Here is a 22,737-nt window from a genome sequence, read left to right on the forward strand (position 1 = left end):
CAAATACCTGTGACCAGGCGCCGCGACGCGATGGGCTGGACCCGCGCCGAGACCGACGTCGCCGAGGTCATGATCTGGCTGCGCAGCAACCACGGCCGCGAGGTCAGCTACGCAGACATCGCCGCCGGCGTCGGCATCAAGGACGGCGCCCGCCTGCGGCGGGCCGCCAAGGTCGCCCGCGTGGTCGCGGCCAACCGGGGCGACCGCCTGGAAAGATTCCTGCCATCACAACCCCGCCCGGCGCCGGGTCTTCGTCACCCGCTACATGCGACGCGGCCTGGGCGATGAGTCCGGCGCCCCGCGACGCCATGTCCGCCGCCCGCACCGCGATGACGGACATGCACCGCGCCACCACCTTCGAGGCCGGTAATTCGACGGTGCGGGATGCGGAAAACGGGCCGGCTGGAGAGCCGGCCCGATGGGTCAGGAGAAGACCACGGAGCGGAGCTTCAGCCGGTCGGAACCCTGTCCCGTGTGCGGCCTCAGCGTGAACCAGTCCCCCTCGCAGTCGGGCTCGGTGAAGACCGTGGCCGTGGACGAGGTCCTGTTGCGCGGCGAGTGGGCGGGCGCGCTCGCGCTGGGATTGGCGACCTCGGGCAGCGTGATGCACTGGCCGCTCGGCGGGTCGTGGAGCACCCCGATCTGGGGCTGCCCGATGATGCCCACGTAGATGTACTGGAACTCGCCGTGGGCGGCGCTGGCGGGAGAGGCGAAGGCGGAGACGAGAGCGAACGTTCCGGCGAGAGCCAGAGCGGCTTGACGCAGACGCACGAGACACGACCTTTCGAGAGCGGGGGACCGGAACGGCAGATGACCTGCCGCTCGTCACTCCACGCTTTCACGTGAACACGCTCCGCGCATATAGCCACGCGGTGAAGTTGCCTTCTCTAGGTGGCAGGCCGGAGAGGGGCTGAAGAAGATCCTGGTGGGTGTCGGCGGGTCGCAGGAGTCGGGATCGGTGAACCTCAAGCGCACCTGGGTCACGCGTAAGGGCAAGCGCTCGGCGAGTCCGCCCAGGATGCCGGCGAAGGACGTCGGTAAATCCGGACTCAAGCTGGCTTGATAGCCTGAGCGCCGTTTCGGGGGGCGAAGTGCGGCGGAACGAAACGTCCGTTAAGCCCGTACACGCAGGTCAACCGTAACGGTTGAAACCGAGCCGCGGAACGGTCTGGCGGACGTTCTCGTTCCATCACGTCCCTTGTTCGTTCCCCGGCGCTGAGCTTGTCAGCACGATGGGTGATCACGACATAGCTGTTCGATCGCTTTGATAACGGTCTGTGTTGATTGGTCATACTTTCCGTGGATGCCCATTGATTTCCTGAGCGACGGCGAGGCGGCGCGGGCCGCCATCGCAAGTCGAGCTGGAGAAGGTGTTCTTCCTCGACGACGCGGACAAGAAGCTGGTCAAGGCATGCCGTGGCCCGCACAACCGGCAGGGGTACGCGCTCCAGCTGACGACCGTCCGATACGGCGTTCTGCCTCCGAGCGTGTCCCCAGCCCCAAGGTAGATCGGCCGCCGCAGGTCAGGGACCTTGGCGTTCCGCTCTGACCCGCCAGACCCGGACGGGCACCGCGCTGTGCTCTGCCTGGCGCGACCTCAGATGGTGACGCAAGGCAGGCCGATGGAGTGCCAGGCGCCGAAGCCGTCTCTGAACCATCCCTCTACGCAGTACTTGCCGCGCTTGAAGGGGCCGAACCAGCGAGTTTCTATGGGTGGCCTGCCAGAGCAGTTTCGCAGCTCACGGGTGTTGAAGTCGAAGCCGGGGCCCCAGAAGTGGAAGTGGGACTGAGGCCAGCAGCGGTTCCAGCGCCATGAGGCCTTGACCATGCCGGTCTTGGCGCTGTTGGGTCCCGCTTCGATACAGGTGTAGTGGTTGCATCCGTCCGCCCTCATCGCTGCCTGGTCGGCGGATGCCGATGGGGTCGTCGCTGCGATGCCGGTCAGCGTTAGCGCGAGAACGGCGACTGTATGCCGGATGTGCATGTCCGCTCCTAGAATCCGCAGATGTGGTCAGAAGGTGCTGTGGCGGTAGAGGGCCGCGAGCGCGTGGACCAGAGGGCTTTCGATCTTGCCCGAGTGCTGCTTGCCGTCCCGGTTCTGCCAGGTGGCGTTCCACGCTCTCACCGGCTTCGGGCCGGTCTGGCTTAGTCCGGAGTGAGTGATCTCTTTGTCGAGGGTCTCTTCGTAGCTGACCCAGTGGGGGCCGCTGTGGCCGTCGGTGGCGGAGCGCTCCGGCACTGTGTTGTCGCCGGTCGAGGTCACGAAGGTGTAGTCGGTGCCCATGTGGGACTGTGGGCGGTGGCCGACCCATTTCAAGAAGCCGGTGTTGCCCACCCGCATGTCGCTGCATTGTTCGTGGGTGAAGGTGCAGGTGTTGGTGAAGTTGGCGCCCCGGTGCGGGGTGCCGAGGGTGACGACGTCCTCGACGTAGAGGCGGGACGGCCACTTGCGGCTCTGCTTGCCGTACAGGTTGGTGCCCTGGATGGCGGCCTTGGCGACCAGGCCGCCCATGGAGTGCGCCACGATGTCGACGGCGATGCCCTTGCTGGTGAAGTGCTTGTAGATGCGCCGGGCCAGGGCCGCGCCGACGGTCTGGAGGCGGGTGTCGGTGGTGCCGTTGGCGTGCATGTCGCAGTTGTGGTCGCTTCGGTAGAAGCCGAAGGTGTAGGACCTGGCTCGCCAGGCGTGCTTCTTCAGTACGAGCCGGGCGTTGTGCCACGCGGCGGCGCAGTCGGTGTCTGCGCTCCGGTTGAAGCCGTGCACGAAGATGACCGGACGGCTCTTGCCGTCAGCCCTGCGGGGCGGCGCCTCGGCGACGGCGCTCGCCGGCGTGGCGCTAGCTGGGGTGATGCTCGCCGAAGTGGCGTCGGCCGGAGCGGCACTCGCTGGGGTGGTTGCGAGCAGCGAGGCCACAAGGAGGGTCGGGGTGATGGCTCTTGTCTTGGTCATTGCTACCTCCGATGTACGCATGTCGATTCCCTTCGTCGCAGGGTGCGGCTCTCCTGAAGGGCCTTCACGACCTGGACGGTGGGGAGGTAGAGCGCTGCTGCTCTACGGCGCCGCGCTCAGGCGATGCCCCAGCGCCAGGGCGTACACCGGCGGCTGCCGCCGGAAGGGCGGCACAGCCGGATACCGACGTACTCGTTCTCCTGGAAGTTGGTGTTGACCCACCGCTGCCCGAAGTGGTGGGGGTAGTTCCACAGGTCGTAGTAAGCGATCGGTTTCGAGCTGCGGTAGCGCACCTCCAGCGTGCCGGTCTTGCCGTCGCGGCAGGTATCGATCATCTGCAGCCAGTCGCCTTTGTGGTGGAAGGCGCCGTACAGGCTGCGCACGCCCTTGGTGACCATCGCGGCGGTGACGTTCTGCCCGCGCTTCCCGGCGGCCCGGTGCGCGCTGGAGGGTGCGGCCTGTGCGGCGGGGGCCTTCCCCTGATGAGCGCCGGATGCGGGTGGCTGAGCGGTAGCCGAGGCGGGCGGGCTCAGCGCCGCCGCCGTCAGCAGCGCTGTCACGGCGATCAGGCCGGAGCGCTGCCCGGGCCCCCCAGAGGCCCGGCCTGCGCCGTTCGGGGTGCGGGAGGAGAATGTGAGAACAATCATGATCAGGCGGCGGGCCTGCTCTTCTCGGACGCGTTGCCCGGCCCGTTCTCCGCCGGTGGGCAACCACCTGTCCCCGCCCACGCTAGGGCAGCCCCCGGCGTTGTTCTGCGGACAATTGCACACACAGACGAAACAGCGAGCGGACCCTCACCCGGCCGAGGAGGGCTCCACCAGCTCCGCCACCCCGCAGGGTCTCAGCCGGCAGCCTGCGGCCGCTCGCGGAGCCGCCGATCACCTGGCCTACGCCGTGGTCACCGTGCTGCGCACCTGACCTCGAGCCTCTGCGCCCGCGCCGCTGGTCGGGTGGTTTGGCCTGTGCGCTCTGGTCAGGTGAAGCAGCGGAGGATGCGCCCGGCTTGGCGTTCAAGTGTGCCGGGCGCGCGGCACGGACGTGACCTGGCGTCAGGAGGGGTTGCTCGGGATAAGGGGGTGGGCGATCAGCATGGCGGGTGTCATGGTGGGGGCTGGAGATCTTGACGTGACCCACCCGCTCTCGCGCGTGGTCGATGGCGAAAGGGATCGCGGTGTCAGGCAGGGACGACGGGTCGTTGCTGGGGCGGGGCAAGCTGGTGCTGGGCATGATTCATCTGCCGCCGCTGCCCGGCACGCCGTATCACGACGGGGGCGGCGTCGAGCCGATCGTGGAGCGCGCGGTGACCTCCGCCCTGGCCTTGGGGGAGGGCGGCGCGGACGGGTGCCTGATTCAGACCGTGGACCGAGTGTACGCCGCTGGAACGGACTGCGATCCGGCGCGGGTCGCGGCGATGGCCCTCATCGCCCGCGCCGTCGTGGAGGCCGTCGGGCCCGGGTTCATGGTTGGGGCCCAGTTGATGCGTGACGCTGCCCAGGCGTCGCTGGCGGTGACGAAGGTCGCCGGTGGCCACTTCACCCGGGTCGGGGCGCTGGTCGGGGCCACGATGACGGCGGGAGGTCTGGTGCAGGGGGATCCGCTGGCGGTGGCGGAGTACCGCAACAAGATCGACGCCCGGCACGTGAAGGTGATCGCCGAGGTGGAGTCGATGCACTATTCCTGGTTCGGTGGTGGCAAGACGGTGGCCGAGGTCGCCGCGATGGCACGGCAGGCGGGCGCGGACGCGGTGTCGCTGTGTCATCGCGACGACGACGTCGCCTTGGGCATGATCGCCGCCGTCCGCGCCGCCTGCCCCGGGCTGCCGGTCATCCTGGCCGGGAACACCCATCACGGCAACGCCGCCCGCCTGCTGGGCTCGGAAGAAGGGGCAGACGGGGCGTTTGTCGGCACCTGCCTGGAGAGCGGAGGCTGGGGCGGCGTAATCGACAAGGGCAAGGTGGCGGCGTACGTGGACATCGTGCGTTCCGCCCACCGGTGACCACGACAGCCAGAACGAAAGGGACGCCGAGCGTTGCGACGGGCATCAGTACAGGAAGGCGGGCATGACGGTGACCTCTCCCTACACGCCGGCGGAGATACCCCGCCAGATCGCCGCACTGAGCGAGGACCTGCGCGCCTGCTACCCCGTGGTCGCGGACGCCGCACGGCGGCGGGAGAACAGAATCGGGTGGGATGGCCTGACGCGGGTTGTGGTGACCGGGAACGGTGACTCCCTGCACGCGGCGCTGGCCACCGAGATGGCCTTCCACACCTTCGGTGGGGTGGCGTGCGAACTGGGCGGCCCGTCGCGCCTGCTGGAGTACGGCACCCCGTGCGAGCGCCGCGCGGGAGTGCGCACGCTGGTGGTGGGCGTCTCCGCCTCGGGTGGCAACACCCAGGTCGTCGACGCGCTCGCCCGCGCCAGCAGGCACGGCGCCTGGACACTGGCCGTCACCTCGACCGAAGGGAGCGCCGTGGCGCGGGTCGCCGAACGCGCGCTGGTCCTGCCCTTGACCGGGTTGCTGCCGTGCCCGGGGATCCGTACCTTTCAAGCCAGCCTCCTGACGCTTTACCTGGTCGCGATCGAGATCGGTCGGGCCCGGGGCCACCTCGGGGACTGCGAAGCCGACGACATCGGCGCCGAGCTCGCAGCGGTGGCCGACGCCGTGGCGGCCACCACCGACCTCGTACGGCACAGCTGCGCCCAGGTGGCCGAGCAGGTGGCCGGCGCCCCGGTGGTGCTGGCGCTGGGCAGTGGCCCCGGGCACGGCAGCGCCCACTTCACCGCCGCGAAACTCGTCGAGGCGGCCGGAGTGTTCGCCTCCGCGCAGCAGCTCGAGGAGTGGGAGCACGTAGAGGTGCTGGCCCACCCGCGGGACATGCCAACCGTGGTGTTCGCCCCGCCGGGCCACAGCAGGCAGCGGGCACTGGCCGTGGCACGCCGGGCCCGCGAACTCGGCCGTGCCGTGATCGTCGTCGGCGAGGCCTGCGACGCCGAGGTCGCGGCGACGGCCGCAACGGTGCTGCCGGTGGCCGATGGGGTGCGCGAAGAGTTCTCCCCGCTGCTGGCGCAGGTGGCCGCCGGCTACCTGGCTGCGGAGGTTGCCGAACGGCTGGGGCGGGCGCCGTTCTCCACCAACGGCCCGTGAGACAGCGTCGTCGAACTCTTCGGCAACCTCGGCTTCACACTGTTTCAGGAGCGGGGATCGGCTTCCCGCCCTGCTTTCGCGTCACGTCCGATCGGACCGCCCGTCGTGGATGTGTTCTGCATGACGGCCGGCGGCGCCCGGTCAGACCCTCGCCTTCAGGACCCTTGCGGCTAGTTCGAGCAGGCCTTGGGGTGGCCGCCGGTATCCCTCGGCGAGTTCCACGATGGGGGAGCGAGCAGCGGTGTTGAAGGTGACGGGTTCGCTGCTGTGCCGTTCAGAAGCCAGTAGGGCGGCGACTGCGGCGTTGACGTCGTTATGGCATACGTGAGCGTAGGCCAGGTCGATCAGGTGCTGGGCGCGCCGGTTGACGCATGGGGTGGCGTTGAGGTCGATGTTTTCGGCAGTTCTGGCCACCGCCGGGGTCGACCTGTACGCCGCTGCCGCGCTGTTGCGCCGCCGCCGAACCTGGGCCGACCGGCCTCAAGATCCCGGCACGCCCGACGAGGGCCCCGCGCCTGACGCGCTCGCGTCGCCGACGAGCCTCCTGCCCACGGCAGGTGAGCGGCAGGCGGTGACGAGCTCCACCTCGACCGGCACGCTCGGGCGCCAATATTCGACGGCGTAGCGGACGTTGCGCCCCCACCGGCCGGCGACGCTCTTGATCCTGGCCAGCGCAGCCTCATCGCCCTCGAACTCGGCCAGCAGTGCCAGCTCGTCCAGCGTCCAGGCGCATTCCATTCCCTGGGCGAAAGCCCGAGTCTCGGCTGAGAGCCGGCCGGTTTTCAGCGCGGCGGCGATCTCGTCGCGGCTGCGGCCGGTGCGCCTGCGGATCTCGGCCTTGGTGGCGCCCGACCCGTGGGCGGCGAACAGAGCGTCCGCGCGCCGGGAGCCGTAGTCGTTCTTGCGTACCCTGACGTGGTCGCCGACCGCCAAGGTGATGGAGCGGCCGCCGCGCAGTGCGTAGGTGCGTTCGGCCCGGTGATCTCGCCGAGTTCGCGGCGGTAGGTTGACCCGCTCGCTGACCTCGTTGGTGCCGGCCAGGATCAGCACGGCGGCCAGCTCGTCCTGCACCGCCTCCGCTCCGGTGCGGTACGGCTGGCGCGCGGCCGCCCAGTCGAGGATTAGGGCGTTCATGGCGTCGCCGGCTGCGGTGAAGAGCCTGTACGGCTCAGTCGAGATCCGCCACGATGACCACATGTCAGAGACCCTGGGAGAGACGGGCGACCAGCTACGCATCATGCGGAGCGAACTTGATGAACTCCAGGAGCACGCGGAACGCCAACGCAGACAGCAGGCTCGCTATGCCAAGGTCTGGTACTACGCCGACCTCCTGCTCGGGTTGCCTGCCGTGGTCCTGGCAGCGGTCTCGGGCGCAGTCGGCCTGGCCTCCGCTGATGGTCGGATTCCTGCTGCATTCCTGGCCATCGCATCGGCCGCGTTGGCTGCCGCGACTCGCTTCCTCGACTGCTCCGGGCGGGGAGCGCACGCAGCCCGTCGCCGCGACGCCTGGCGGGGCCTGATCTATGAGGTGAAGCTGGTCCGCGTCAGCGGCTACGCCGGTGACGTTTCAGCTCTTCACACCGATCTGAAGCGACTCTTCGATCAAGCCCAGCAGGTCCGCACCCTCACCTACGCACGGGCAGGCGAGCCGGTTTCTCCCGCCCCGGCGCAAACCGTTCAGCAATGAGAACGCAGGCCGTCCGACCCTGCGGCGCGGTGCCTGACGGCCGCGAGGAGGCGCGCTGGGCCCGGCGGTCGCGCTCGTGGCGGGTCCGGAGTCAGTATCCGACTCCGGAGCGGTAGGGGGCCGGGTTGAAGGCGTTGCTGCTCTGGTAGAGCAATTCCAGCGTGCGGCGGCTGATCACCGGTTCCACGTAGACGGGTTCCGTGCTGGTGGTTTGTCTGCCGGGTTCAGCTCCGAACCGCAACAAAATCGCAGAGCGTCACCGCTAGGACCACACGCACCACCAGATGCATGATGCTCTATATTTAGAATAGCGGGAACGTGAGTTCGGAAAACCGTAGGCCGAGCTGTGTGTCTCTTCACTCAGGGTCATGGTGCTGGGGGTGGAGAAGAAGGGTGGATCACGCCCCGAGGACACTCCAGCGCTGATTGCGGGCACTGACGTCGAAGCGCTGCGTGACCGGGGCGCCGTTGAAGGTCCCGTCTGCCGTCGTCAGCAGCCCGCTGCCCTTGTTCTTCATCTCCAGGAAGGTGGCGTTGACGGAGAAGTCGCGTTCCCACTGCTGGAACGGATTGCTGGCGCTGCACGACTGCTGCACCAACCGGGCGCCGGAGAAGGACGCATTGCCCTCTACCGCCAGGCAGAGATTCGGTGCTACCTTCCGCGAGTAGACGAACGTGACCTTCGTGCCAGATGACGCCACCTGCTTCATGATCCACTGCTGGCGGAACAGGCCGCTGTACGGACGCACCTCGATACGCGCCCCCGGAGCCAGTGAGTCATCTTGAACGCTCAGAGCTAATCCGCTGTTCTCGACACTGATTCTCACCGTGGTATCCGCAACCGCGGGTGAAGCGAGCGCGGTCACGCCAGCGAGCGCGGCTCCGGCCAGCGCGAATGCGCCAAGACGCCGCGATGCATGCGAGTTTGACATATTGGCAGATCCCCCGTGCTAGAGCGCTGCCCGGACTTTCCGGGAGCGCCGCCAGTACACCCTGGGATGCGTGTCATGGTCTATGTCCTTGTGCACATCCAGGCGCACAACACGCTCCGCTCCCGGGCGTGCGGGTAACCGGTGTGTGACGAGGCCGGGCTGCCAGGGAGTGAACGGTCAGGCTAGGAAGATGAGCTCGCTCTGAGGCGCCTTGAAGTTTCCGGACATTCAGGAACATAACCTGACAGTGAGTCTGGAAGAGATAGGTACGTGACGAGGCGTCGTAGGCAGTTCTCGCCGGAGTTCAAGGAGGAAGCCGTCCGCATGGTGCTGGACGGCCCGCGCACGGTGGCTTCGGTGGCCCGGGAGTTCGACATGAACCCGACCACGCTCGGCAGTTGGGTAGACATGCACAAGGCCATCCATCCCAAACCCAAGCAGACACTATCGGGCCCGGAGCGGGCGCGGATGCGCGAGCTGGAGCGGGAGAACGCCGAACTGCGCGAGAAGCTGGTGTTCTTGAAAAAGCGGCCGCCTTCTTCGCGGCCGAGACTCGATGACGCTCGCCAAGTTCGAGCTGATCGAGGCGGAGAAGGCCAACCACCGCATCGCCGCGATGTGCCGGTGGCTGCAGATCTCAAGCTCGGGCTACTACGAGTGGCGCGATCGGCCGGCCTCGGCCACCACCCAGCGGCGCGAGCACCTGACCGCGCTGATCGAGCAGATCTTCACCGACAGCCACGAAACCTACGGCCACCGGCGTATCCACGCCGCCCTGGCCCGCCAAGGCGAGGTCTGCTCACCCGAACTGGTCCGCGCGCTCATGCGCCGCCACCATCTCACCCCGGTGCAGGTGCGCACCTTCCGCCCGACCACGACCGAGCAGGGCGACTTTCGCGGCATCCCCGACCTGGTCCGGCGTGACTTCACCGCTGAGCAGCCCGGCACCAAGCTGGTGGGCGACGTCACCTACATCCGCACCTGGGAGGGCTTGCTGTATCTGGCCACCGTCATCGACTGCCACAGCAAGACGGTACTGGGCTGGGCGATGGCCGATCACTACCGCACCGAACTGGTCGCCGACGCGCTGCGCATGGCCATCGGCACCGGCCGGATCGCCGCCGGCGCCATCTTTCACGCCGACCGCGGCTCCAACTACACCAGCCACGCCTTCGGCCGGCTCAGCACCACCCTGCAGATCCGCCGCTCGGTCGGCCGCACCGGGGTCTGCTACGACAACGCGATGGCCGAGTCGTTCTTCTCCGCCCTGAAGACCGAGTGGCTCAACCGCTACGTGTTCACCTCCCGGGCCAAGGCGAGACGGCAGGTCATCCGCTACATCGAAGGGTTCTACAACCGGCGACGCCCGCACTCGGCGCTGGACTATCGTCCGCCCCAGGAGGTCCTCAACGAACACGATTCATCCCAGGTAGCCGCGTAGGCTACGCCCACAACCTGGCTGTCCGGAAAGAGCTGGGCCCCTCAAAGTCCCCCAGGGGCGGGCATACGCCGTGTCCTGGGACGCGCTCCCTCACCATCATGGCGGGCCTGGCGTCCTTTCGACGGGGTGGGGGAGGGGCATAGAGCGTGTTCGGAGTTCGGATCATGGGTCTACGGATTCTCCTGCGGGATAGTGTCCATGCCCTGGTAGGGCACATGGTTGCCTCGCCGGCCATTAGCGAGCCTTGGTCGAGTCGCTTCTGCCAGAGGGGCGAGCCGGGCCGATCTCGGCTCTGCGGCGGCAGTTCGACAGGGTGATGCGGCGTCAGGAGAGCCCTCCGTCGACGGTGATGCTCTGGCCCGTGATCCACCGGGCCGCGTCGGAGGCCAGGAACCCGACGACCTCGGCGATATCCTCTGGCCGGCCGAGGCGGCCCAGCGGCGTCCGGGCGATCAGCGCGTCGATGGGCGCGGAGGCTGCGGCGAAGCCGTCGGTGTCCGTCGGGCCGGGCAGCACGCTGTTGACGGTGATGCCGCGCGGGCCGACCTCACGGGCGAAGGTTCGCACGAGGCTTTCACCGGCTGCCTTGCTGGCGACGTAGAGGGCCTCACCGGGTGGGCTGAGGCGCGTGGCCGCCGAGGAGATGTACACGATCCGGCCGCCGTCTCGCATCCTGCGCCCGGCCTCACGGAGCGCGAGGAAGGTGGTGTGGGTGTTCAGTGCGAAGACGCGTGCGTAGTCGTCGTCGTTCGACGCCGTCAGCGGGCCGCGAACGAATCCGGCGGCGTTGTGTACCAGCACGTCCAATCCACCGTACTGATGCTCTGCGGCGTCGAGCAGCGTACGCAGTTCGTCCGAATCGGCGGCGTTCGCCTGCATCATGATGGCGCGGCCGCCGCCGGCCTCGATTTCGGTGACCACATGTCTAGCCGACTCCGCTGTGCCGTGGTAGTTGACGACGACAGCCGCCCCGTCGGCGGCAAGCCGCATTGCGATCGCCCGCCCGATCCCGCGTGAGCTTCCGGTGACCACCGCTACTCGACCGGTCGTGCTCAGTACCATGACACCTCTTTAGTATGCTACATCAACTGTTGAGAGTGCATACTAAATAGTCGACGTCATGAACTGTCAAGTAGTCTTGGCTCATGCCGCTCCCCGCGCCCGACTCAGAGCTCGCCGAAGCACTGCTCGAACTGAGTTGCATAGTCGAGGGGATCAGGGCCACCGTGAGCCGCGAGCTGGGGCTCACTCCGCAACAGGCCCAACTACTCACCGCCGTACACCCGAAGGAACTGGCCCACGGCGAGCTGGCGAGTCGGCTGCACTGCGACAAGACCAACATCACCGGCCTGGTCAACCGCCTGGAACGCCGCGACCTAGTGCGACGGCAACCCGATCCCGACGACCGCCGGCTGACGAAAGTGTTCCTCACCGACCAGGGCGCCGAACTTGTCACACGTTTCCGAGACGCCATGAGCACGGCGGCCACGCAGCACTTCGCCTCCTGGCCGGCCGACCGTCACAGCCAACTCCTCGACCTCCTGCGCACCACAGCGGAAGCCCTCCGCGGCTAGGTGTTCGGACCATGGAGATTGTCCTGCAGCTCGATCCAGTCGATGCCGCCGGTCGCGGCGACGCCGAACGTCCGGGCCCCCTCGGTCACATCGCGGCCGAGGGGGCACAGGTGCCACTAGCGGCTTTTGGTGCTTTTGCGCCAGGTGAAGCCGCCCGGCAGGTTCACCGAGACCGTCCGGCGCCCGTCTGGGCCGCGCGTGACGCGGAACAGGCGATTGCCGTAACTGTGACCGACTCCGCGGCGGGACAGGTTGATGCGGAACGGCCCAAGCTTGATCGACTTTCGGTAACTCAGACCCATCGGATTCCTCCCAGAATCGTCAAGGGACGACAACTACCCGCAAAGCAGGGCGATATCCGCGCGTCCGCCGCGTCCACGCGACGCACAGCGCCCAACCCCGAATCCCTCTCCCTCAGACGCCAAGTTCAACAAGCGCCAAGCTGCGGGAAGGGGGTCAGGGTCAACCGCGGGCCGCGTGAGCACCGGCACCTCTAGCTCCACATGCGTTCCGCTGCCCCTACGGGGTGCCCTCCCGGACGGCCTGCTTTGACGGCGCGGCGCACCACTCTGACCAGCTGACAGCCCAGGCTGTCACCTACTCCGAGCTCCTGGAGAAGGTTCGATGGAGGCCGCTCGATGGGAGGATGAGCATGCGGGCTGCCCGCGTCCAGCAGCGGACCGAGCATCGGGTGGCCGAGGCCGATCAGCGCGAAGGCGCTGCTGAACGAGATGCTGATCCAGCATCCGGCCGTGCAGTGGTTCGCTGTCCAGACCCTCTACGACCGCTACGGCGCCCGCGTCTACGCCCGGATGGCTGGCGAGCCGGTGTTCGCGGCAGAGGTCGGCGCCCAGGCGCACCGGCTGCGCACGCACGTGTTCGACGCTGCTGCCTCCGCTGGGGACAGCGAACTGCAGCAGCTGCGTGAGCACCGACGCTGATGGTGGCTTCACGAATTCGGCAACCCTCACTGGATCTGCTGCGGCAACCCGGTGGAAGGACGCACCCATCTCGACATCGCGATGCAGGCCCTCTCACCTGGGACCACCCGCGAACTCCGGAAGATCACCAGCAGGGCTGATGATGCCTGGAAGCTGTCCATTTACTGGGGCGCCGCAGAAAGGGATTGAACGACAAGCTCAAACGAGCGCGCCGGCCAACAGGAAGATGGCGATCCCATGGGCGAGCGCGGCGGCGATGACGCCGCTACGCATCCGCAGGTAGGCGCAGATCAGCCCTTCGTACAGGGTGAAGGCCAGCAGTGGCCAGCCGACGTCGGTAACGGTGGAGGCCAGGAAGGCGTGGCAGGCGGCGAACAGCAGCGCCGACAGCACCGCCGCCCGTCGGGGACTGCTGTGTGTCTCCAGGCGGCCCTGCAGGAAGCCGCGAAACAGCACCTCTTCTGCCAGGTTGCCGGCCAAGCAGAAGAACAGCAGCGCCGGCAGCAGGCTGAGCGCGACCGCGCCGCCGCGCCCGGACAGCGGGGCCAGCTGGGACAGCAGGAGGACCGGGGCGGCGGCCAGCGCGCCACCGCCCAGGCCCATCCCCACCGTTGCCGTGTTGAATCGGCCCCAACTCACCATCGCTCGAAGGCCGCGATCCAGGCGCAGAATGAGCGCGGTCAGTCCCAGCGTGCTCACGCCGAACACCAGCAGGACGCCCGCGTGGTCGGTGAGGCGCAGCCACGGCGCCACGCCGGTGGTACCCAGCCGCCAGAACCCGATCGGGGTCATGGCATCCCTGATCAAGACGAATCCGAAGATGAGCAGCACGATGCGCAGCAGCGGGTCGCGCTCGCCGCGCGCCAAGGTGAAGCAGCCGCCGATGAGCAGCAGGCCGGGCAGGATCCGGACGCTATAGGGCAGGAGGTCGGGCAGCACAGGAGAAATCTCCGTTCACGAGGGGGAATGCGGGCCGCCGTAGGGGGCACCTTCCGTTCAATAATGTGAGCTATTCTCAGTTTTGGCTACTCGCATTGGAGGCCTGTGCTCACACCTCGTAAACAGCCGCGCCAGCAGCGCTCTCGCGAGACGGTGGCGGCGATCCTGGAGGCTGCCGCTCAGCTTTTCCAGCGGTACGGCTACGCCGACACGACCACCAACAAGATCGCTGAACGCGCCGGAGTGTCCATCGGGTCGCTCTACCAGTACTTCCCGAACAAGGATGCGCTGCTGGTGGCGCTGGCCGATCATCATCTGACCGACGCCGCAGAGCAGGTGGCGCTGGTCTTCGCTCGCGGCGCGAAGCAACGCCCGACCTTGCACGCTTTGCTGGCCGACCTGGTGCGGTGCGTGGCCGCGCTGCACACCGACCGGCCCGGCCTGCACCGGCTGCTGTTCGATCAGACGCCCCGAACCTCCGACCTGGTCATCCGCTTCCGCCAAGCCGAGCAACAGATCGCCCACGCTCTGGCCGGGCAGCTGCGCCGGCTCGGAGCCGGTGGCCCCGATCCGCAGGTGAGCGCGCTCCTGGCCGTGCAGGGCATCGAGGCGCACCTTCACGGCGCCCTGCTCGACCGGCCGGCCGACGGCGACACCACCGACCACCTGCACGCCGTGATCGACCTGTGGCACCGCGCCCTGGCCGAACCGTCCGAGCCCCGCCCGCCCGGGGCCGGGTCACCAGCGGCCCAACTGCGCTAGTTGTTCTGTCCTGAGAGGTTAGGCACGCGGCTGGCGGGTGGTTGGCCGTTGAGTGCGGTGTGTCCGCGGTGGTGATTGTAGGTGTGGAGCCAGGGATCGAGTGCCTGACGGCGTTCGGTCTCTGACCGGTAGGGGCGGGCGTAGGCCCATTCCTCCAGCAGGGTGCGGTTGTAGCGTTCGACTTTGCCGTTGGTCTGGGGCCGGTAGGGGCGGGTGCGTTTGTGTGTGATGCCGCTGTCGGCCAGGGTCTGGCGCCACTGGTGGGAGCGGTAGCAGGAGCCGTTGGCCCCGTCCCACAAGCCGTAGAGCCGCAAGGCCTCGGCGGCCCTGTCGAGTCTGCGCCTGCTCCCACCTCGGGCTATGGGGCCGCGCTTCCCCGTGCGGGACGGGAGCAGGCTGTCTACAGGGCGGCCGCCGGCTCGTACCACCAGCCCGCCGCCGGTTGTAGCGGCGCTCCTGCCGCGGCCAGAGGCTGGTGGGATCCGGCGCTCTCGGGTGGAGCGCTCCAGGCGCCGCCTGACGGGGTTCCGGTGGGTTCGGGTGCTGTCGTGTTCGTCGGCTGCGGGGGCGGGCCTGACGTTCCGGTCGGCGCGGCGGTGGGTTGCGGGGTGAGTTCCTGCGGGGTCGGCAGAGCGGTCGGGGAGGCGTCGACGCCGCGGTGGGTGATGTCGACGGCGCCGCTGAGGGCGTCCCGGTCGGGCCGAGCGTCGCGATCGCGACGGTCGCGACGCCTACGTCAACGGGCGAGCCCAGCCCATCACCCACCGCTGGTCGAGCCGGGCGCAGGGTGCGCAGTTGCCCGGCTTGCTGGTTGCGGATCTGCTCGGCGGCCTGGCGGCGTTCGGCGGCCAAGATGCGGGCCTCAGCCTCGCGCTGGATGAGTTCGGCGTCCGTGCGGGCGTGGTCCTCGCGTTTCTCGGCAGTGCGCTGGGCTTGGCGGGCCTCGCGCTCGGCGGCCTGCGTGGTCAGGGTGACGGGGCGGCGTAGCGCGACCCGCTCGACCTGGTCGGTGCTGCGGGCGAAACACTCAGCCAGCGCGGCGAGGGCGTCGGTCAGCGGGCCTCGGTGAGCACGCCGTCCGCGGCGGCCACCGCGGTGGTCGGCGACTCCCGCTCGAGGGCGTTCACGCTGCCCGGTAGTAGGCGTCGCACCGCGGCAAGACGTTCAAGACCGCCACCGACGAGCAAGGAAACCATGACTCCGCCGGAGCAGACCGGGACGTCCCATGGGTGGCACGCCGGTCGTCAACGCCATCCGCGTCCTGGAACGCATGGTCCCACTCGGCGGCCTGCTATTCGACAAAGCCGCCCGGGCACGGGATCGCTCAAGCTCGCCGGATGCTCGAGAAGTGCCGCGTGAGTCCGTAGCCGGTCCTACTCAGCGTCCTGTGCCTCGATCAGGTCGAGGTCGCGGACGCAGAAGCGGTGGTGCTCGAAGGTCTCGTTGAGCACCGTGCCGAGGCACTGCCGCACCGAGCGGCCCCGGGCGTACGGCGGCCAGACATCGTCGTCGGGCACCGGCGCTCGCCCGGCGAGCTGCTCAGCGGTGACCTTGTTGAGCCAGGCCTCGAGCTCGGCGGCCTGTGCGTCACGCACGCTCACGATCTCGTCTAGGGACGGATCGAGCGAGAGGTCAAGCCCGTGCGCTCCACGGTAGGGCTCGACGGTCGTCCCGATGCCCATGGGCGTGAACAGCTCCGTCGAGCCCAGGCAGCAGCGGCGGAACCACGAGTCGTGGACGAAGACCAGGTGGCGCATCGTCTGCACGGCCGACCACTCGTCGTTCACGCTGCGGCGCTCGATGCCGGGCGTACGACGGATTCGCTCGATCGTGGCGGCCCAGCCGGCATGGAGCTGACGCGCTGCCTCGCGCAGCTCGGCAGGGTCCTCGGAGCGGATCAGCAGCCGCACCGGATTACGCTGGTCAAGCTCTGCCTCGACGTACTCGGTGACCTCGACCCCGTTCACCACGAGGTTGGTGATAAGCCCGTCGATCACGGCGTCCTGCATGACGACGCCGATCAGGCGTGCCCCGGTCAGATCGCACTCGCGGAACTCTGCACCGTGCAGGTCCTCGTCGACATATCGTTTCATGCTCCGCATGCTAGGGCCGAGTACTGACAAACTGGCCTCCCTGACCCCGCGACCTCCATCCCATGGTGCGGTCGGCTCTCCCGTACATTGATCATGGTTCCAGCCCTCAAGTGCGGTCAGAACTCACGAACAAATGCGATCACTTCTCACGAACGAAACCACCCGCGCCCGACCAATGGTTAGGACAGGGGTTCCGGTGCCGATGTCGACGTGGTTCAGGCTCTTGGCGGGCATCATGCACGAGAGCACCGACAATTTTGGGAGACGCCGATGCCGGACAGCCCCGACGTGCCGGACGACGTCCTCGACCGCCTCCGCGCGCTGTGCCTCGCACTCCCCGGCGTCTACGAGGAACAGGCCTGGGTCGGCACCCGCTGGCTGGTCCGCAAGAAGACCTTCGCCCACGTCCTCGGCATCAGCGACGAGTACCCGCCCGCCTACACCCGCGACGCGCCGTTCGTCGGGGATGCCACCGTCCTGACCTTCCGCTCCGCCGGTGCCGAGCTCGCCGCGCTCGTCGGCACCGGCCACCCGTTCTACAAACCGAGGTGGCACCCGCAGGTCGTGGGCATGGTGATCGAACCGGACGCGGACTGGGACGAGATCGCCGAGCTGCTCATCGAGAGCTACTGCCTGCGGGCGCCGAAGAAGCTGGCGGCACAGGTTCCCCGGCCAGGTCCCGCAGCCGGCGGATCGGGCTGAACCACAGGCGTCAGCGGGCTCGTTGTGAGGGACGTGTCGACGTACTTCCTCGAATGCGTGCTGGGTACGGCAAGACGCACAACTCTTTCCGCGCTACCGCGAAGTCGGTGGATCAGGGTGTCAACACGGGCGCGCCTGCGTAGGCAGCGGCGACTATGCGATCCACACCGACGGGTCGACATCAGTTGCTGGACTTCTGCACCCAGCACCGAGCCCCGTCATGGAGCCGACACAGGCAGACCTGGCCCTCAGCGCTGCTACTTCTCACCGACATTTCTCGACAGCATCGGCCCTCAGCGCTGTCCAAATTGACCCGCAAACGCTGTTGCTAGTCAGGATCTGGATCAAACTCCGTGAAGTGGTGACGGCGCGTAACGATCACTATGGAGTGAGGAGCACGCGTTTGCGGAGGAGGGCGAAGCCCGCTCGGCCGAACATCTGGCGTTTGATCATCTTAGAGGGCGGTTCGAGAGTTGATGTTCCTTTGATCGCTTGTGTTGCGTGAGGAGAGCTGGTCGTGGGGATCCGTGGCCGGGCTATGGACGCGGTTGGGCGAACGAACCCGGCTCGGTCTCTTCGAGGATGCCCAGGCCGACCAGGCGTTTCAGCTTGGCGCGAGTGTTCTCGATGTTCTTGCGCGCCAGGGGAAGGTCCAGAGCGGCACACAGGTCCCGCGCTCGTGTCGGCTGGCCGGTGTCCGCCAGGATGGCGAGAATCTGCCGGTAGGCGGGGTGGTCAGGGACCGTGGGAGCGGGTGGCGGTGGGGGCGCCAGAGCGGGCTCGGCGGCCAGGACGAGCAGGGTCTTGCGGGTGATCCGCAGATGATCAAGGTCCTGGCCGAGTTCCCGCAGGCGGCCGGTCAGCTCCTCGATCCGGGCCTGGGTCTGCTCAATCTGGCTGGTCAGCGCCTTCTCGTGGGTGTCGATGCGGTCCAGCAGCCAGGTGCCGGGATCCGGGGCGCTCACATGGCCTCCCGCGGGAAGCGCCAGGTGGGGATGGAGGTGCCGGTCAGCCGGCGAGTCATCACGTCGGTCATCGCCCAGTACACCCGCGATTCGGAGCTGGCCGGTTCGTGTTCGTAGTCACGCACCAGGCGGCGGTGCAGGGACATCGTGCCGTAGGTCTGCTCCACCACCCACCTTTTGGGCTGGGGGATGAACCCGGCCTCGGCGGGGTTACGCTCGACGATCTTCACGTCGATGCCGTGGGTGGCGCCGTGGGCGACCACGCTGTTCTTGAAGCCCTGATCGACCAGGGCGGTCTGGACGCCGCCGGGCGCCGTGGCGGTGGCGACGCGGTCCAGCAGCGCGTTGCCGATGGCGTTGTCGTGGATCGAGGCGGCCGCGACGACCACCGCGATGACCAGCCCCAGCACGTTGGTGGCCAGGCCACGCTTGCGTCCCGACACCTTCTTGGCCGCGTTCCTGCCGGTCGTGGGGGCCGGGACCCCGCTCGCGGCGCGCACGCTCTGGGTGTCGAGCACGATCAGGCTCGGGTCGGCTCATCGGCCCTTGTTCTCCCGCACCTGAAAGCGCAGCAGGTCGTGAATGGCCTTGTCGGTGCCGTCCCTGCGCCAAGCGGTGTAGCAGTACATGACCGCGCTGCGTGGAGGCAGGTCATGGGGCAGCAGGTTCCATTGGCAGCCGGTCCGGCTCTGGTACAGGATCGCGTTGACGATCTCGCGCATTTCGTACTTGCCCTGGTGACCGCTGACCGAGGGGTGCGCGGCCTTCCACGCTGTGATCACCGGCTCGATCAGGGACCAGCGTTCATCCGATAAGTCGCTCGCGTACGGCTTGCGCTCATTCACCTGGCTACCCCAGCACATCCACGCCCACCAGCCAGGCATAACGCTACAGATTCACTCGATCACACTGTGATATCAGGACTATCGGCTCACGAACCGCCCTCTCAGGCCTGAGGCTGACCACCACGATCGGTCGTGACGTCTTCCAACCGCAGGGTGGGGTCGTAGCCGGCAACCTCGCGCACTTTGCCGCAGGCTTTGTTCAGCCACGCGGGAGCCTGAAGAGCCTCTTGATCGCCAAGGGCCGGTCGTGCATGGTGACGTCAGGGGCCCGCCCGAAGGGAGACGAGATGACGCACACACCAGGTCAGTCACCGCCCACGACGTCGGGAACGGCGGTCGGGAGCCTCGTCTGCGGGATCGTCGGGCTGGTGGTGAGCTGGTGTCTGTTCGGGATCCCGTCGATCGTGGCCATCGTCATGGGGCACGTGGCCGCGCGTCAGACCAAACGTGGTCTGCGGGGCGGGCACGGGATGGCGGTGGCCGGGCTCATCCTCGGGTACGTGGTGGTCGTTCCCGCAGTGCTGGTGTCGGCGTTCGTCGTGCTCGCCTACCTCAAACCCGGTACTACGTCCGCCGCGGTCAACGGCCTGATCGACGGGCTCTTCGGCCGGTGAGCGAGCTCAAACTTCTTGTTCGACTGCGAGCCGTACTCGCCGTCGATGTCTAGGCCGTTGCGGGCCTGGAAGTCCATGAGGGCAAGCTTGACCTTCGAGCCCCACTTCGCCGACGACACCGACACGTAGGGAGTAGCCCAGCTCGCGCAGGCGCTTCTTCACCCCCCACGGCGGCCGCTGACAGCAGCCCGTCGGGTAGGCGGCCCAGCAGAGCGAGGCGCGGGTTGATACCGCCGACTCCGGTCAGGAACCCCCGGCTGAATGATCACAGCCGGGGACAGGGTGGCGTGCGGCTGGTAACGGGTTCGCCACAGCCCGGGGCAAGACGGGACGCAAGCGTCATCGTAAAAGCGTGGCGACGTCTCCTCCTCCCGCCGACCCCGCCCGTCGTGGGCGGCTGGCCGGACGAGTACTGCTGGTGCTGACCCTGGTGCTCGTGGTCGTCGGTGTGCTGTGGTTCTTCCTGGCCGATCCGCTGGATCTGCCCGAAAGGACGCTGGAGGCGCTCGCCCAGCGAGCCAGCGTGATCAGCATGCAGGCAGCCCTGGTCTTCGGCTCGATCGGCTGGTGGCTGCAGCGGCGATCGGCGGCCGCGGGCGAGCCTGGGGTGCCGTCGGTCTCCACCAGCGGTGAGAACGCGCCCGCCGTCGGCACGATGTCCGGCGGGCTGGTGGCCGGCGCGCTGCGCGGGCCGGTCAGCACGGGTGAACGCGCTCCGGCCATCAGCGGCGACGTCCAGACGTTGATCACCGGAGACCTACAAGAGGCGCGCCGCCCGCCGCTGCCACCGCCGTCCTCGGTGGCCGATCCGTCGGGGTTGCTGGGGCTGCCGCGCCGTCGGGCAGCGTGGTTCGTCGGACGCCAGGAGGCGTGGCAGGAACTGGCGATCACGCTGGAATCAGGCACCGGTGCGGGGGTGATCAGCCAGGCCGTGGTCGGGCTGGGCGGGATCGGCAAGAGCGAACTGGCGCTGCAGTACGCCTTCGCCCGCCGCCTGGACTACGACCTGGTGTGGTGGATCGACGCCGACAGCCCCGCCCAGATCAAGGTCGGCCTGGCCGGGCTGGCGCGTGCGCTGGTGGCCGGGACCGATTCGGTCGCCGCGGGGCAGGCCTCGCCGGAGGAGGCCGTCGCCTGGGCGATCACCTGGCTGGCCGGCCGTACCGGCTGGCTGCTGGTCTTCGACAACGTCGAAGAGCCCACCCACCTGGAGCCGTACCTGGCCCGGTTGACCATCGGGCAAGTGCTGATCACGACCCGGCGCGACGTCGGCTGGCAGCACCTGAGCGTCACCCCATTGCGCCTGCACACCCTGCCCCGCCCGGCCTCGATCCGGTTGCTGGGCGATCTGATCGGCCCACCGCACGCCGCCAACGCCGCCGTCCTGGACGAACTCGGCGACCTTCCTTTGGCGCTGACCCAGACCGGCGCCTACGTCGCCCGAACCCCGCGCTGCACGCCGGCCGGCTACCTGCGCCTGCTGCGTCAGGTGCCCGAGCGCATGCTCGCCACCGCCGCGGCCGGCGGAGACGCCGAACGCGTGGTCGCCAAGGCATGGGAGGTCAGCCGCGCCCGCGTCGTCGAACAGAACCCACTGGCCGAACACCTGCTGCAATTGCTGGCCTGCTACGCACCCGACCACCTGCCCGCCACCGTCTTGGCCGGTGCCGCCGACGACGAGCAGGCAGTCAACGAAGCCCTGGCCCTACTTGCCTCCTACAGTCTCATCACCCTGACCACCCACCCCACCGACCCGACCGCCACGAGCGGCGACCACGCCGCCGACGACCAAGAGAACGTGAGCATCCACCGGCTCACCCAAGCAGTCATCTGGCACCGGATGAACGCCGAACAGCACGACCAGTTCCACCCATCTGGAGCACGAACTTCCGCGCCACAGACCTAGCCGACCGTGCCGACGACGACGTCCTGCCCGAGCTGACGAGTGCAGAGCGTCTGGCATGACGACCACCGCGGAGCCGGCGCGCCGGACGGCGGCAGCGATCCAATCCCGCCGCAACACCAGCGAGGCCATGCTGGAGCGAGTACGCGGGGCGCTGAAGCAGATACGACGCGAACGCGCCCGCGTCGCCGTCGCCGCCGTCGCCGTCGCACGCCGCGCCGACGTCTCCCGGACCTCCCTCTACCAGAACACCGAAGCTCGCGCGCTGATTGCCCAAGCAGCCGCCGACGCCGGCGGGCACCGCAAGCTCGACCAGGCCGAACAGGCGGCTCACATCGAGGCATCCTGGCGGGAACGGGCGCTCAACGCCGAGGCCGCGCTCAAGTACGCCCACTGCGAGATCGCTCTGCAGCGCACCGCCATCGGCGGGCTTCTCGGCAAGATCCGCGATCTGGAGAACGACCTGCCAGAGGACGGCGTGCAGCGACTCGTCACCGACAGCACCTCGCTCAAACAGCAGGTCCGCCAACTTACCCAACAGACCCACCGCCTGCAGGAGCGCCTGACCGCAGCCCGTGACAACAGCCGGTTCCTGGACAACCGGATCGCCGGACTGGAAGCCCAACTCGCCGACCAGATCACTCTCGACGCATCTGAATCCTGAGGGGTGCCTCTGATCCCGTATCAGCGATCTTCGGGCAAGATAAGGACGATGCCTGATCACTACAATCCAGGCATGTTCGATCTCGACCCTGTGAAGTCGATCTTAGTCCTGGCCCTGATCGGGCTCATTGTCCTGGGGTTGCGGGCCTGGCGCCACCGGCGCAACAGGGTGCGGATCTACATCCCGATGCCGTTGTTCACCCCAGTGGAGATTCAGGCCAAGGCCCACGACCTCATCGAAGCCGGGCAGTTCGACGATGCGGTCAAAGTGCTCAAGAAGGAAGCGCAGGTCTCCGGACCGGACGCTCTGGCCGCAGCCCGCGCCCTGCGCCGAGGCGAACTCCTGCCGGACTTCCCGGGCCGGTGGCCGGAGGATCTAACAGGGCCGGTCACCGAACTCCTGGCCGAGGGACAGCGAAAGGCAGCCGTCTTCCTGATCCGCGATCAGAAACAGTTCAGCCCCACCGAAGCCGAGGCATTTGTCGACTCACTCACCCGTGGGAAGGACGAGTAGACGTGCCGTTCAACAACCCTGATCGGCCCCGTGTCCGGGCTTCGTTGCAGATCTACGCCGACGATC

The 22,737-nt window shown here is 68.1% G+C and carries 30 protein-coding genes and 1 pseudogene; 15 read left to right on the top strand and 16 right to left on the bottom strand.

Annotation, left to right across the window (positions count from 1 at the left end):
* Positions 1–9: 9 nt before the first annotated feature.
* On the top strand, positions 10–288 hold the full coding sequence (locus tag ACIBHY_RS52475; RefSeq protein WP_397310778.1) for a hypothetical protein: 279 nt from the start codon (positions 10–12) through the stop codon (positions 286–288).
* 135 nt (positions 289–423) lie between these two features.
* On the opposite strand, the gene ACIBHY_RS52480 is transcribed toward ACIBHY_RS52475, so the two are convergent.
* A complete protein-coding gene (locus tag ACIBHY_RS52480; RefSeq protein WP_397243917.1) occupies positions 424–771 on the bottom strand; it encodes a hypothetical protein in 348 nt (115 codons plus the stop codon).
* A gap of 590 nt (positions 772–1,361) precedes the next feature.
* Between ACIBHY_RS52480 and ACIBHY_RS52485 the strand changes: the two genes are divergently transcribed.
* Positions 1,362–1,508, top strand: coding sequence for a DUF4158 domain-containing protein (locus ACIBHY_RS52485; RefSeq protein WP_397310811.1), 147 nt, complete (start codon positions 1,362–1,364; stop codon positions 1,506–1,508).
* An 89-nt stretch (positions 1,509–1,597) separates the two neighbouring features.
* Here ACIBHY_RS52485 and ACIBHY_RS52490 read toward each other — a convergent pair whose 3' ends face one another.
* The 3 genes from ACIBHY_RS52490 to ACIBHY_RS52500 form a co-directional block, all read right to left on the bottom strand.
* Positions 1,598–1,984 (bottom strand): hypothetical protein, encoded by a 387-nt coding sequence (locus ACIBHY_RS52490; protein ID WP_397243915.1) that lies wholly within the window; start codon positions 1,982–1,984, stop codon positions 1,598–1,600.
* 27 nt (positions 1,985–2,011) lie between these two features.
* On the bottom strand, positions 2,012–2,950 hold the full coding sequence (locus ACIBHY_RS52495) for an esterase/lipase family protein (protein ID WP_397310779.1): 939 nt from the start codon (positions 2,948–2,950) through the stop codon (positions 2,012–2,014).
* A 116-nt stretch (positions 2,951–3,066) separates the two neighbouring features.
* Complete coding sequence (locus ACIBHY_RS52500) at positions 3,067–3,510, bottom strand: hypothetical protein (RefSeq protein ID WP_397310780.1); 444 nt, start codon at positions 3,508–3,510, stop codon at positions 3,067–3,069.
* A gap of 611 nt (positions 3,511–4,121) precedes the next feature.
* On the opposite strand from ACIBHY_RS52500, the gene ACIBHY_RS52505 reads away from it, so the two are divergent.
* Both ACIBHY_RS52505 and ACIBHY_RS52510 read left to right on the top strand, forming a co-directional pair.
* A complete protein-coding gene (locus tag ACIBHY_RS52505) occupies positions 4,122–4,946 on the top strand; it encodes a BtpA/SgcQ family protein (protein WP_397310781.1) in 825 nt (274 codons plus the stop codon).
* Positions 4,947–5,010: 64 nt separating this feature from the next.
* Positions 5,011–6,096 carry an SIS domain-containing protein gene (locus ACIBHY_RS52510; protein WP_397243905.1) on the top strand — a complete coding sequence of 362 codons (1,086 nt, stop codon included), beginning with the start codon at positions 5,011–5,013 and terminating at the stop codon, positions 6,094–6,096.
* 141 nt (positions 6,097–6,237) lie between these two features.
* Here the strand turns inward: ACIBHY_RS52510 and ACIBHY_RS52515 are convergent, their stop codons facing one another.
* Positions 6,238–6,510: a hypothetical protein gene (locus ACIBHY_RS52515; protein ID WP_397310782.1), complete on the bottom strand. Its 273-nt coding sequence runs from the start codon at positions 6,508–6,510 to the stop codon at positions 6,238–6,240.
* 66 nt (positions 6,511–6,576) lie between these two features.
* A complete protein-coding gene (locus tag ACIBHY_RS52520; RefSeq protein ID WP_397310783.1) occupies positions 6,577–7,230 on the bottom strand; it encodes a hypothetical protein in 654 nt (217 codons plus the stop codon).
* A gap of 61 nt (positions 7,231–7,291) precedes the next feature.
* On the opposite strand from ACIBHY_RS52520, the gene ACIBHY_RS52525 reads away from it, so the two are divergent.
* Positions 7,292–7,783 carry a hypothetical protein gene (locus ACIBHY_RS52525; RefSeq protein WP_397243899.1) on the top strand — a complete coding sequence of 164 codons (492 nt, stop codon included), beginning with the start codon at positions 7,292–7,294 and terminating at the stop codon, positions 7,781–7,783.
* A 398-nt stretch (positions 7,784–8,181) separates the two neighbouring features.
* Here the strand turns inward: ACIBHY_RS52525 and ACIBHY_RS52530 are convergent, their stop codons facing one another.
* Positions 8,182–8,649, bottom strand: coding sequence for an RICIN domain-containing protein (locus ACIBHY_RS52530; RefSeq protein ID WP_397310784.1), 468 nt, complete (start codon positions 8,647–8,649; stop codon positions 8,182–8,184).
* A gap of 336 nt (positions 8,650–8,985) precedes the next feature.
* Between ACIBHY_RS52530 and ACIBHY_RS52535 the strand changes: the two genes are divergently transcribed.
* Positions 8,986–10,156 (top strand): IS3 family transposase gene (locus tag ACIBHY_RS52535; RefSeq protein ID WP_397310785.1). Its coding sequence is split into 2 segments (ribosomal slippage): positions 8,986–9,245 and positions 9,244–10,156, totalling 1,173 coding nucleotides; the frame shifts between segments, so codons are not numbered across the junction.
* Between the two features lie 324 nt (positions 10,157–10,480).
* On the opposite strand, the gene ACIBHY_RS52540 is transcribed toward ACIBHY_RS52535, so the two are convergent.
* On the bottom strand, positions 10,481–11,218 hold the full coding sequence (locus ACIBHY_RS52540) for an SDR family oxidoreductase (RefSeq protein WP_397310786.1): 738 nt from the start codon (positions 11,216–11,218) through the stop codon (positions 10,481–10,483).
* Positions 11,219–11,301: 83 nt separating this feature from the next.
* Between ACIBHY_RS52540 and ACIBHY_RS52545 the strand changes: the two genes are divergently transcribed.
* Complete coding sequence (locus tag ACIBHY_RS52545; RefSeq protein WP_397310787.1) at positions 11,302–11,730, top strand: MarR family winged helix-turn-helix transcriptional regulator; 429 nt, start codon at positions 11,302–11,304, stop codon at positions 11,728–11,730.
* Between the two features lie 116 nt (positions 11,731–11,846).
* Here the strand turns inward: ACIBHY_RS52545 and ACIBHY_RS52550 are convergent, their stop codons facing one another.
* Complete coding sequence (locus ACIBHY_RS52550) at positions 11,847–12,032, bottom strand: DUF4236 domain-containing protein (RefSeq protein ID WP_397102745.1); 186 nt, start codon at positions 12,030–12,032, stop codon at positions 11,847–11,849.
* 450 nt (positions 12,033–12,482) lie between these two features.
* Here ACIBHY_RS52550 and ACIBHY_RS52555 point away from each other — a divergent pair, with 450 nt between their 5' ends.
* Complete coding sequence (locus ACIBHY_RS52555; RefSeq protein ID WP_397243891.1) at positions 12,483–12,671, top strand: hypothetical protein; 189 nt, start codon at positions 12,483–12,485, stop codon at positions 12,669–12,671.
* Positions 12,672–12,869: 198 nt separating this feature from the next.
* Here ACIBHY_RS52555 and ACIBHY_RS52560 read toward each other — a convergent pair whose 3' ends face one another.
* Positions 12,870–13,610 carry a lysostaphin resistance A-like protein gene (locus tag ACIBHY_RS52560; protein WP_397310788.1) on the bottom strand — a complete coding sequence of 247 codons (741 nt, stop codon included), beginning with the start codon at positions 13,608–13,610 and terminating at the stop codon, positions 12,870–12,872.
* Between the two features lie 105 nt (positions 13,611–13,715).
* Between ACIBHY_RS52560 and ACIBHY_RS52565 the strand changes: the two genes are divergently transcribed.
* The gene (locus ACIBHY_RS52565; protein ID WP_397310789.1) at positions 13,716–14,372 is read left to right on the top strand and encodes a TetR/AcrR family transcriptional regulator; all 657 of its coding nucleotides are present in this window, start codon (positions 13,716–13,718) and stop codon (positions 14,370–14,372) included.
* On the opposite strand, the pseudogene ACIBHY_RS52570 reads toward ACIBHY_RS52565, so the two are convergent.
* Positions 14,369–14,656, bottom strand: a pseudogene (locus tag ACIBHY_RS52570) (integrase core domain-containing protein); the annotation flags it as partial. The gene ACIBHY_RS52565 and the pseudogene ACIBHY_RS52570 overlap by 4 nt on opposite strands.
* A 511-nt stretch (positions 14,657–15,167) precedes the next feature.
* Between ACIBHY_RS52570 and ACIBHY_RS52575 the strand changes: the two are divergent.
* Positions 15,168–15,359, top strand: coding sequence for a hypothetical protein (locus tag ACIBHY_RS52575; protein WP_397310790.1), 192 nt, complete (start codon positions 15,168–15,170; stop codon positions 15,357–15,359).
* 386 nt (positions 15,360–15,745) lie between these two features.
* On the opposite strand, the gene ACIBHY_RS52580 is transcribed toward ACIBHY_RS52575, so the two are convergent.
* Positions 15,746–16,465: a DinB family protein gene (locus ACIBHY_RS52580; protein ID WP_397310791.1), complete on the bottom strand. Its 720-nt coding sequence runs from the start codon at positions 16,463–16,465 to the stop codon at positions 15,746–15,748.
* Between the two features lie 270 nt (positions 16,466–16,735).
* On the opposite strand from ACIBHY_RS52580, the gene ACIBHY_RS52585 reads away from it, so the two are divergent.
* A complete protein-coding gene (locus tag ACIBHY_RS52585; protein ID WP_397310792.1) occupies positions 16,736–17,167 on the top strand; it encodes an MmcQ/YjbR family DNA-binding protein in 432 nt (143 codons plus the stop codon).
* A 536-nt stretch (positions 17,168–17,703) separates the two neighbouring features.
* On the opposite strand, the gene ACIBHY_RS52590 is transcribed toward ACIBHY_RS52585, so the two are convergent.
* Genes ACIBHY_RS52590 through ACIBHY_RS52600 form a run of 3 tightly spaced genes read right to left on the bottom strand, consistent with a single transcriptional unit; the run spans position 17,704 to position 18,977 of the window.
* Positions 17,704–18,132, bottom strand: coding sequence for a hypothetical protein (locus ACIBHY_RS52590; RefSeq protein ID WP_397310793.1), 429 nt, complete (start codon positions 18,130–18,132; stop codon positions 17,704–17,706).
* Entirely contained in the window at positions 18,129–18,656 is a 528-nt protein-coding gene (locus ACIBHY_RS52595; RefSeq protein ID WP_397310812.1) for a transposase, read from the bottom strand. Before ACIBHY_RS52595 ends, ACIBHY_RS52590 begins: the two co-directional genes overlap by 4 nt.
* 12 nt (positions 18,657–18,668) lie before the next feature.
* On the bottom strand, positions 18,669–18,977 hold the full coding sequence (locus ACIBHY_RS52600) for a transposase (protein WP_397310794.1): 309 nt from the start codon (positions 18,975–18,977) through the stop codon (positions 18,669–18,671).
* Between the two features lie 287 nt (positions 18,978–19,264).
* On the opposite strand from ACIBHY_RS52600, the gene ACIBHY_RS52605 reads away from it, so the two are divergent.
* A complete protein-coding gene (locus ACIBHY_RS52605; protein ID WP_397243875.1) occupies positions 19,265–19,591 on the top strand; it encodes a DUF4190 domain-containing protein in 327 nt (108 codons plus the stop codon).
* Here the strand turns inward: ACIBHY_RS52605 and ACIBHY_RS52610 are convergent.
* A complete protein-coding gene (locus ACIBHY_RS52610; RefSeq protein WP_397310795.1) occupies positions 19,525–19,716 on the bottom strand; it encodes a peptidoglycan-binding protein in 192 nt (63 codons plus the stop codon). The genes ACIBHY_RS52605 and ACIBHY_RS52610 overlap by 67 nt on opposite strands.
* Before the next feature lie 227 nt (positions 19,717–19,943).
* On the opposite strand from ACIBHY_RS52610, the gene ACIBHY_RS52615 reads away from it, so the two are divergent.
* From ACIBHY_RS52615 to ACIBHY_RS52625, 3 genes are all read left to right on the top strand, one after another.
* Positions 19,944–21,497 (top strand): hypothetical protein, encoded by a 1,554-nt coding sequence (locus tag ACIBHY_RS52615; protein WP_397310796.1) that lies wholly within the window; start codon positions 19,944–19,946, stop codon positions 21,495–21,497.
* Between the two features lie 55 nt (positions 21,498–21,552).
* On the top strand, positions 21,553–22,158 hold the full coding sequence (locus ACIBHY_RS52620) for a hypothetical protein (RefSeq protein ID WP_397310797.1): 606 nt from the start codon (positions 21,553–21,555) through the stop codon (positions 22,156–22,158).
* Positions 22,159–22,230: 72 nt separating this feature from the next.
* Positions 22,231–22,671 carry a hypothetical protein gene (locus ACIBHY_RS52625; RefSeq protein WP_397243869.1) on the top strand — a complete coding sequence of 147 codons (441 nt, stop codon included), beginning with the start codon at positions 22,231–22,233 and terminating at the stop codon, positions 22,669–22,671.
* The last annotated feature ends 66 nt before the right edge of the window (positions 22,672–22,737 follow it).

Origin of the sequence: Nonomuraea sp. NPDC050547, from assembly GCF_044457345.1 — a bacterium.
Taxonomy (GTDB): domain Bacteria; phylum Actinomycetota; class Actinomycetes; order Streptosporangiales; family Streptosporangiaceae; genus Nonomuraea.

Excerpts from the sequence above, each read along its gene's own strand:
- ACIBHY_RS52490 (WP_397243915.1), bottom strand. The coding sequence starts at position 1,984 with ATGCACATCCGGCATACAGTCGCCGTTCTCGCGCTAACGCTGACCGGC.
- ACIBHY_RS52495 (WP_397310779.1), bottom strand. The coding sequence starts at position 2,950 with ATGACCAAGACAAGAGCCATCACCCCGACCCTCCTTGTGGCCTCGCTG.
- ACIBHY_RS52510 (WP_397243905.1), top strand. The coding sequence starts at position 5,011 with ATGACGGTGACCTCTCCCTACACGCCGGCGGAGATACCCCGCCAGATC.
- ACIBHY_RS52520 (WP_397310783.1), bottom strand. The coding sequence starts at position 7,230 with ATGAACGCCCTAATCCTCGACTGGGCGGCCGCGCGCCAGCCGTACCGC.
- ACIBHY_RS52525 (WP_397243899.1), top strand. The coding sequence starts at position 7,292 with ATGTCAGAGACCCTGGGAGAGACGGGCGACCAGCTACGCATCATGCGG.
- ACIBHY_RS52540 (WP_397310786.1), bottom strand. The coding sequence starts at position 11,218 with ATGGTACTGAGCACGACCGGTCGAGTAGCGGTGGTCACCGGAAGCTCA.
- ACIBHY_RS52545 (WP_397310787.1), top strand. The coding sequence starts at position 11,302 with ATGCCGCTCCCCGCGCCCGACTCAGAGCTCGCCGAAGCACTGCTCGAA.
- ACIBHY_RS52550 (WP_397102745.1), bottom strand. The coding sequence starts at position 12,032 with ATGGGTCTGAGTTACCGAAAGTCGATCAAGCTTGGGCCGTTCCGCATC.
- ACIBHY_RS52580 (WP_397310791.1), bottom strand. The coding sequence starts at position 16,465 with ATGAAACGATATGTCGACGAGGACCTGCACGGTGCAGAGTTCCGCGAG.
- ACIBHY_RS52585 (WP_397310792.1), top strand. The coding sequence starts at position 16,736 with ATGCCGGACAGCCCCGACGTGCCGGACGACGTCCTCGACCGCCTCCGC.
- ACIBHY_RS52605 (WP_397243875.1), top strand. The coding sequence starts at position 19,265 with ATGACGCACACACCAGGTCAGTCACCGCCCACGACGTCGGGAACGGCG.
- ACIBHY_RS52620 (WP_397310797.1), top strand. The coding sequence starts at position 21,553 with ATGACGACCACCGCGGAGCCGGCGCGCCGGACGGCGGCAGCGATCCAA.
- ACIBHY_RS52625 (WP_397243869.1), top strand. The coding sequence starts at position 22,231 with ATGTTCGATCTCGACCCTGTGAAGTCGATCTTAGTCCTGGCCCTGATC.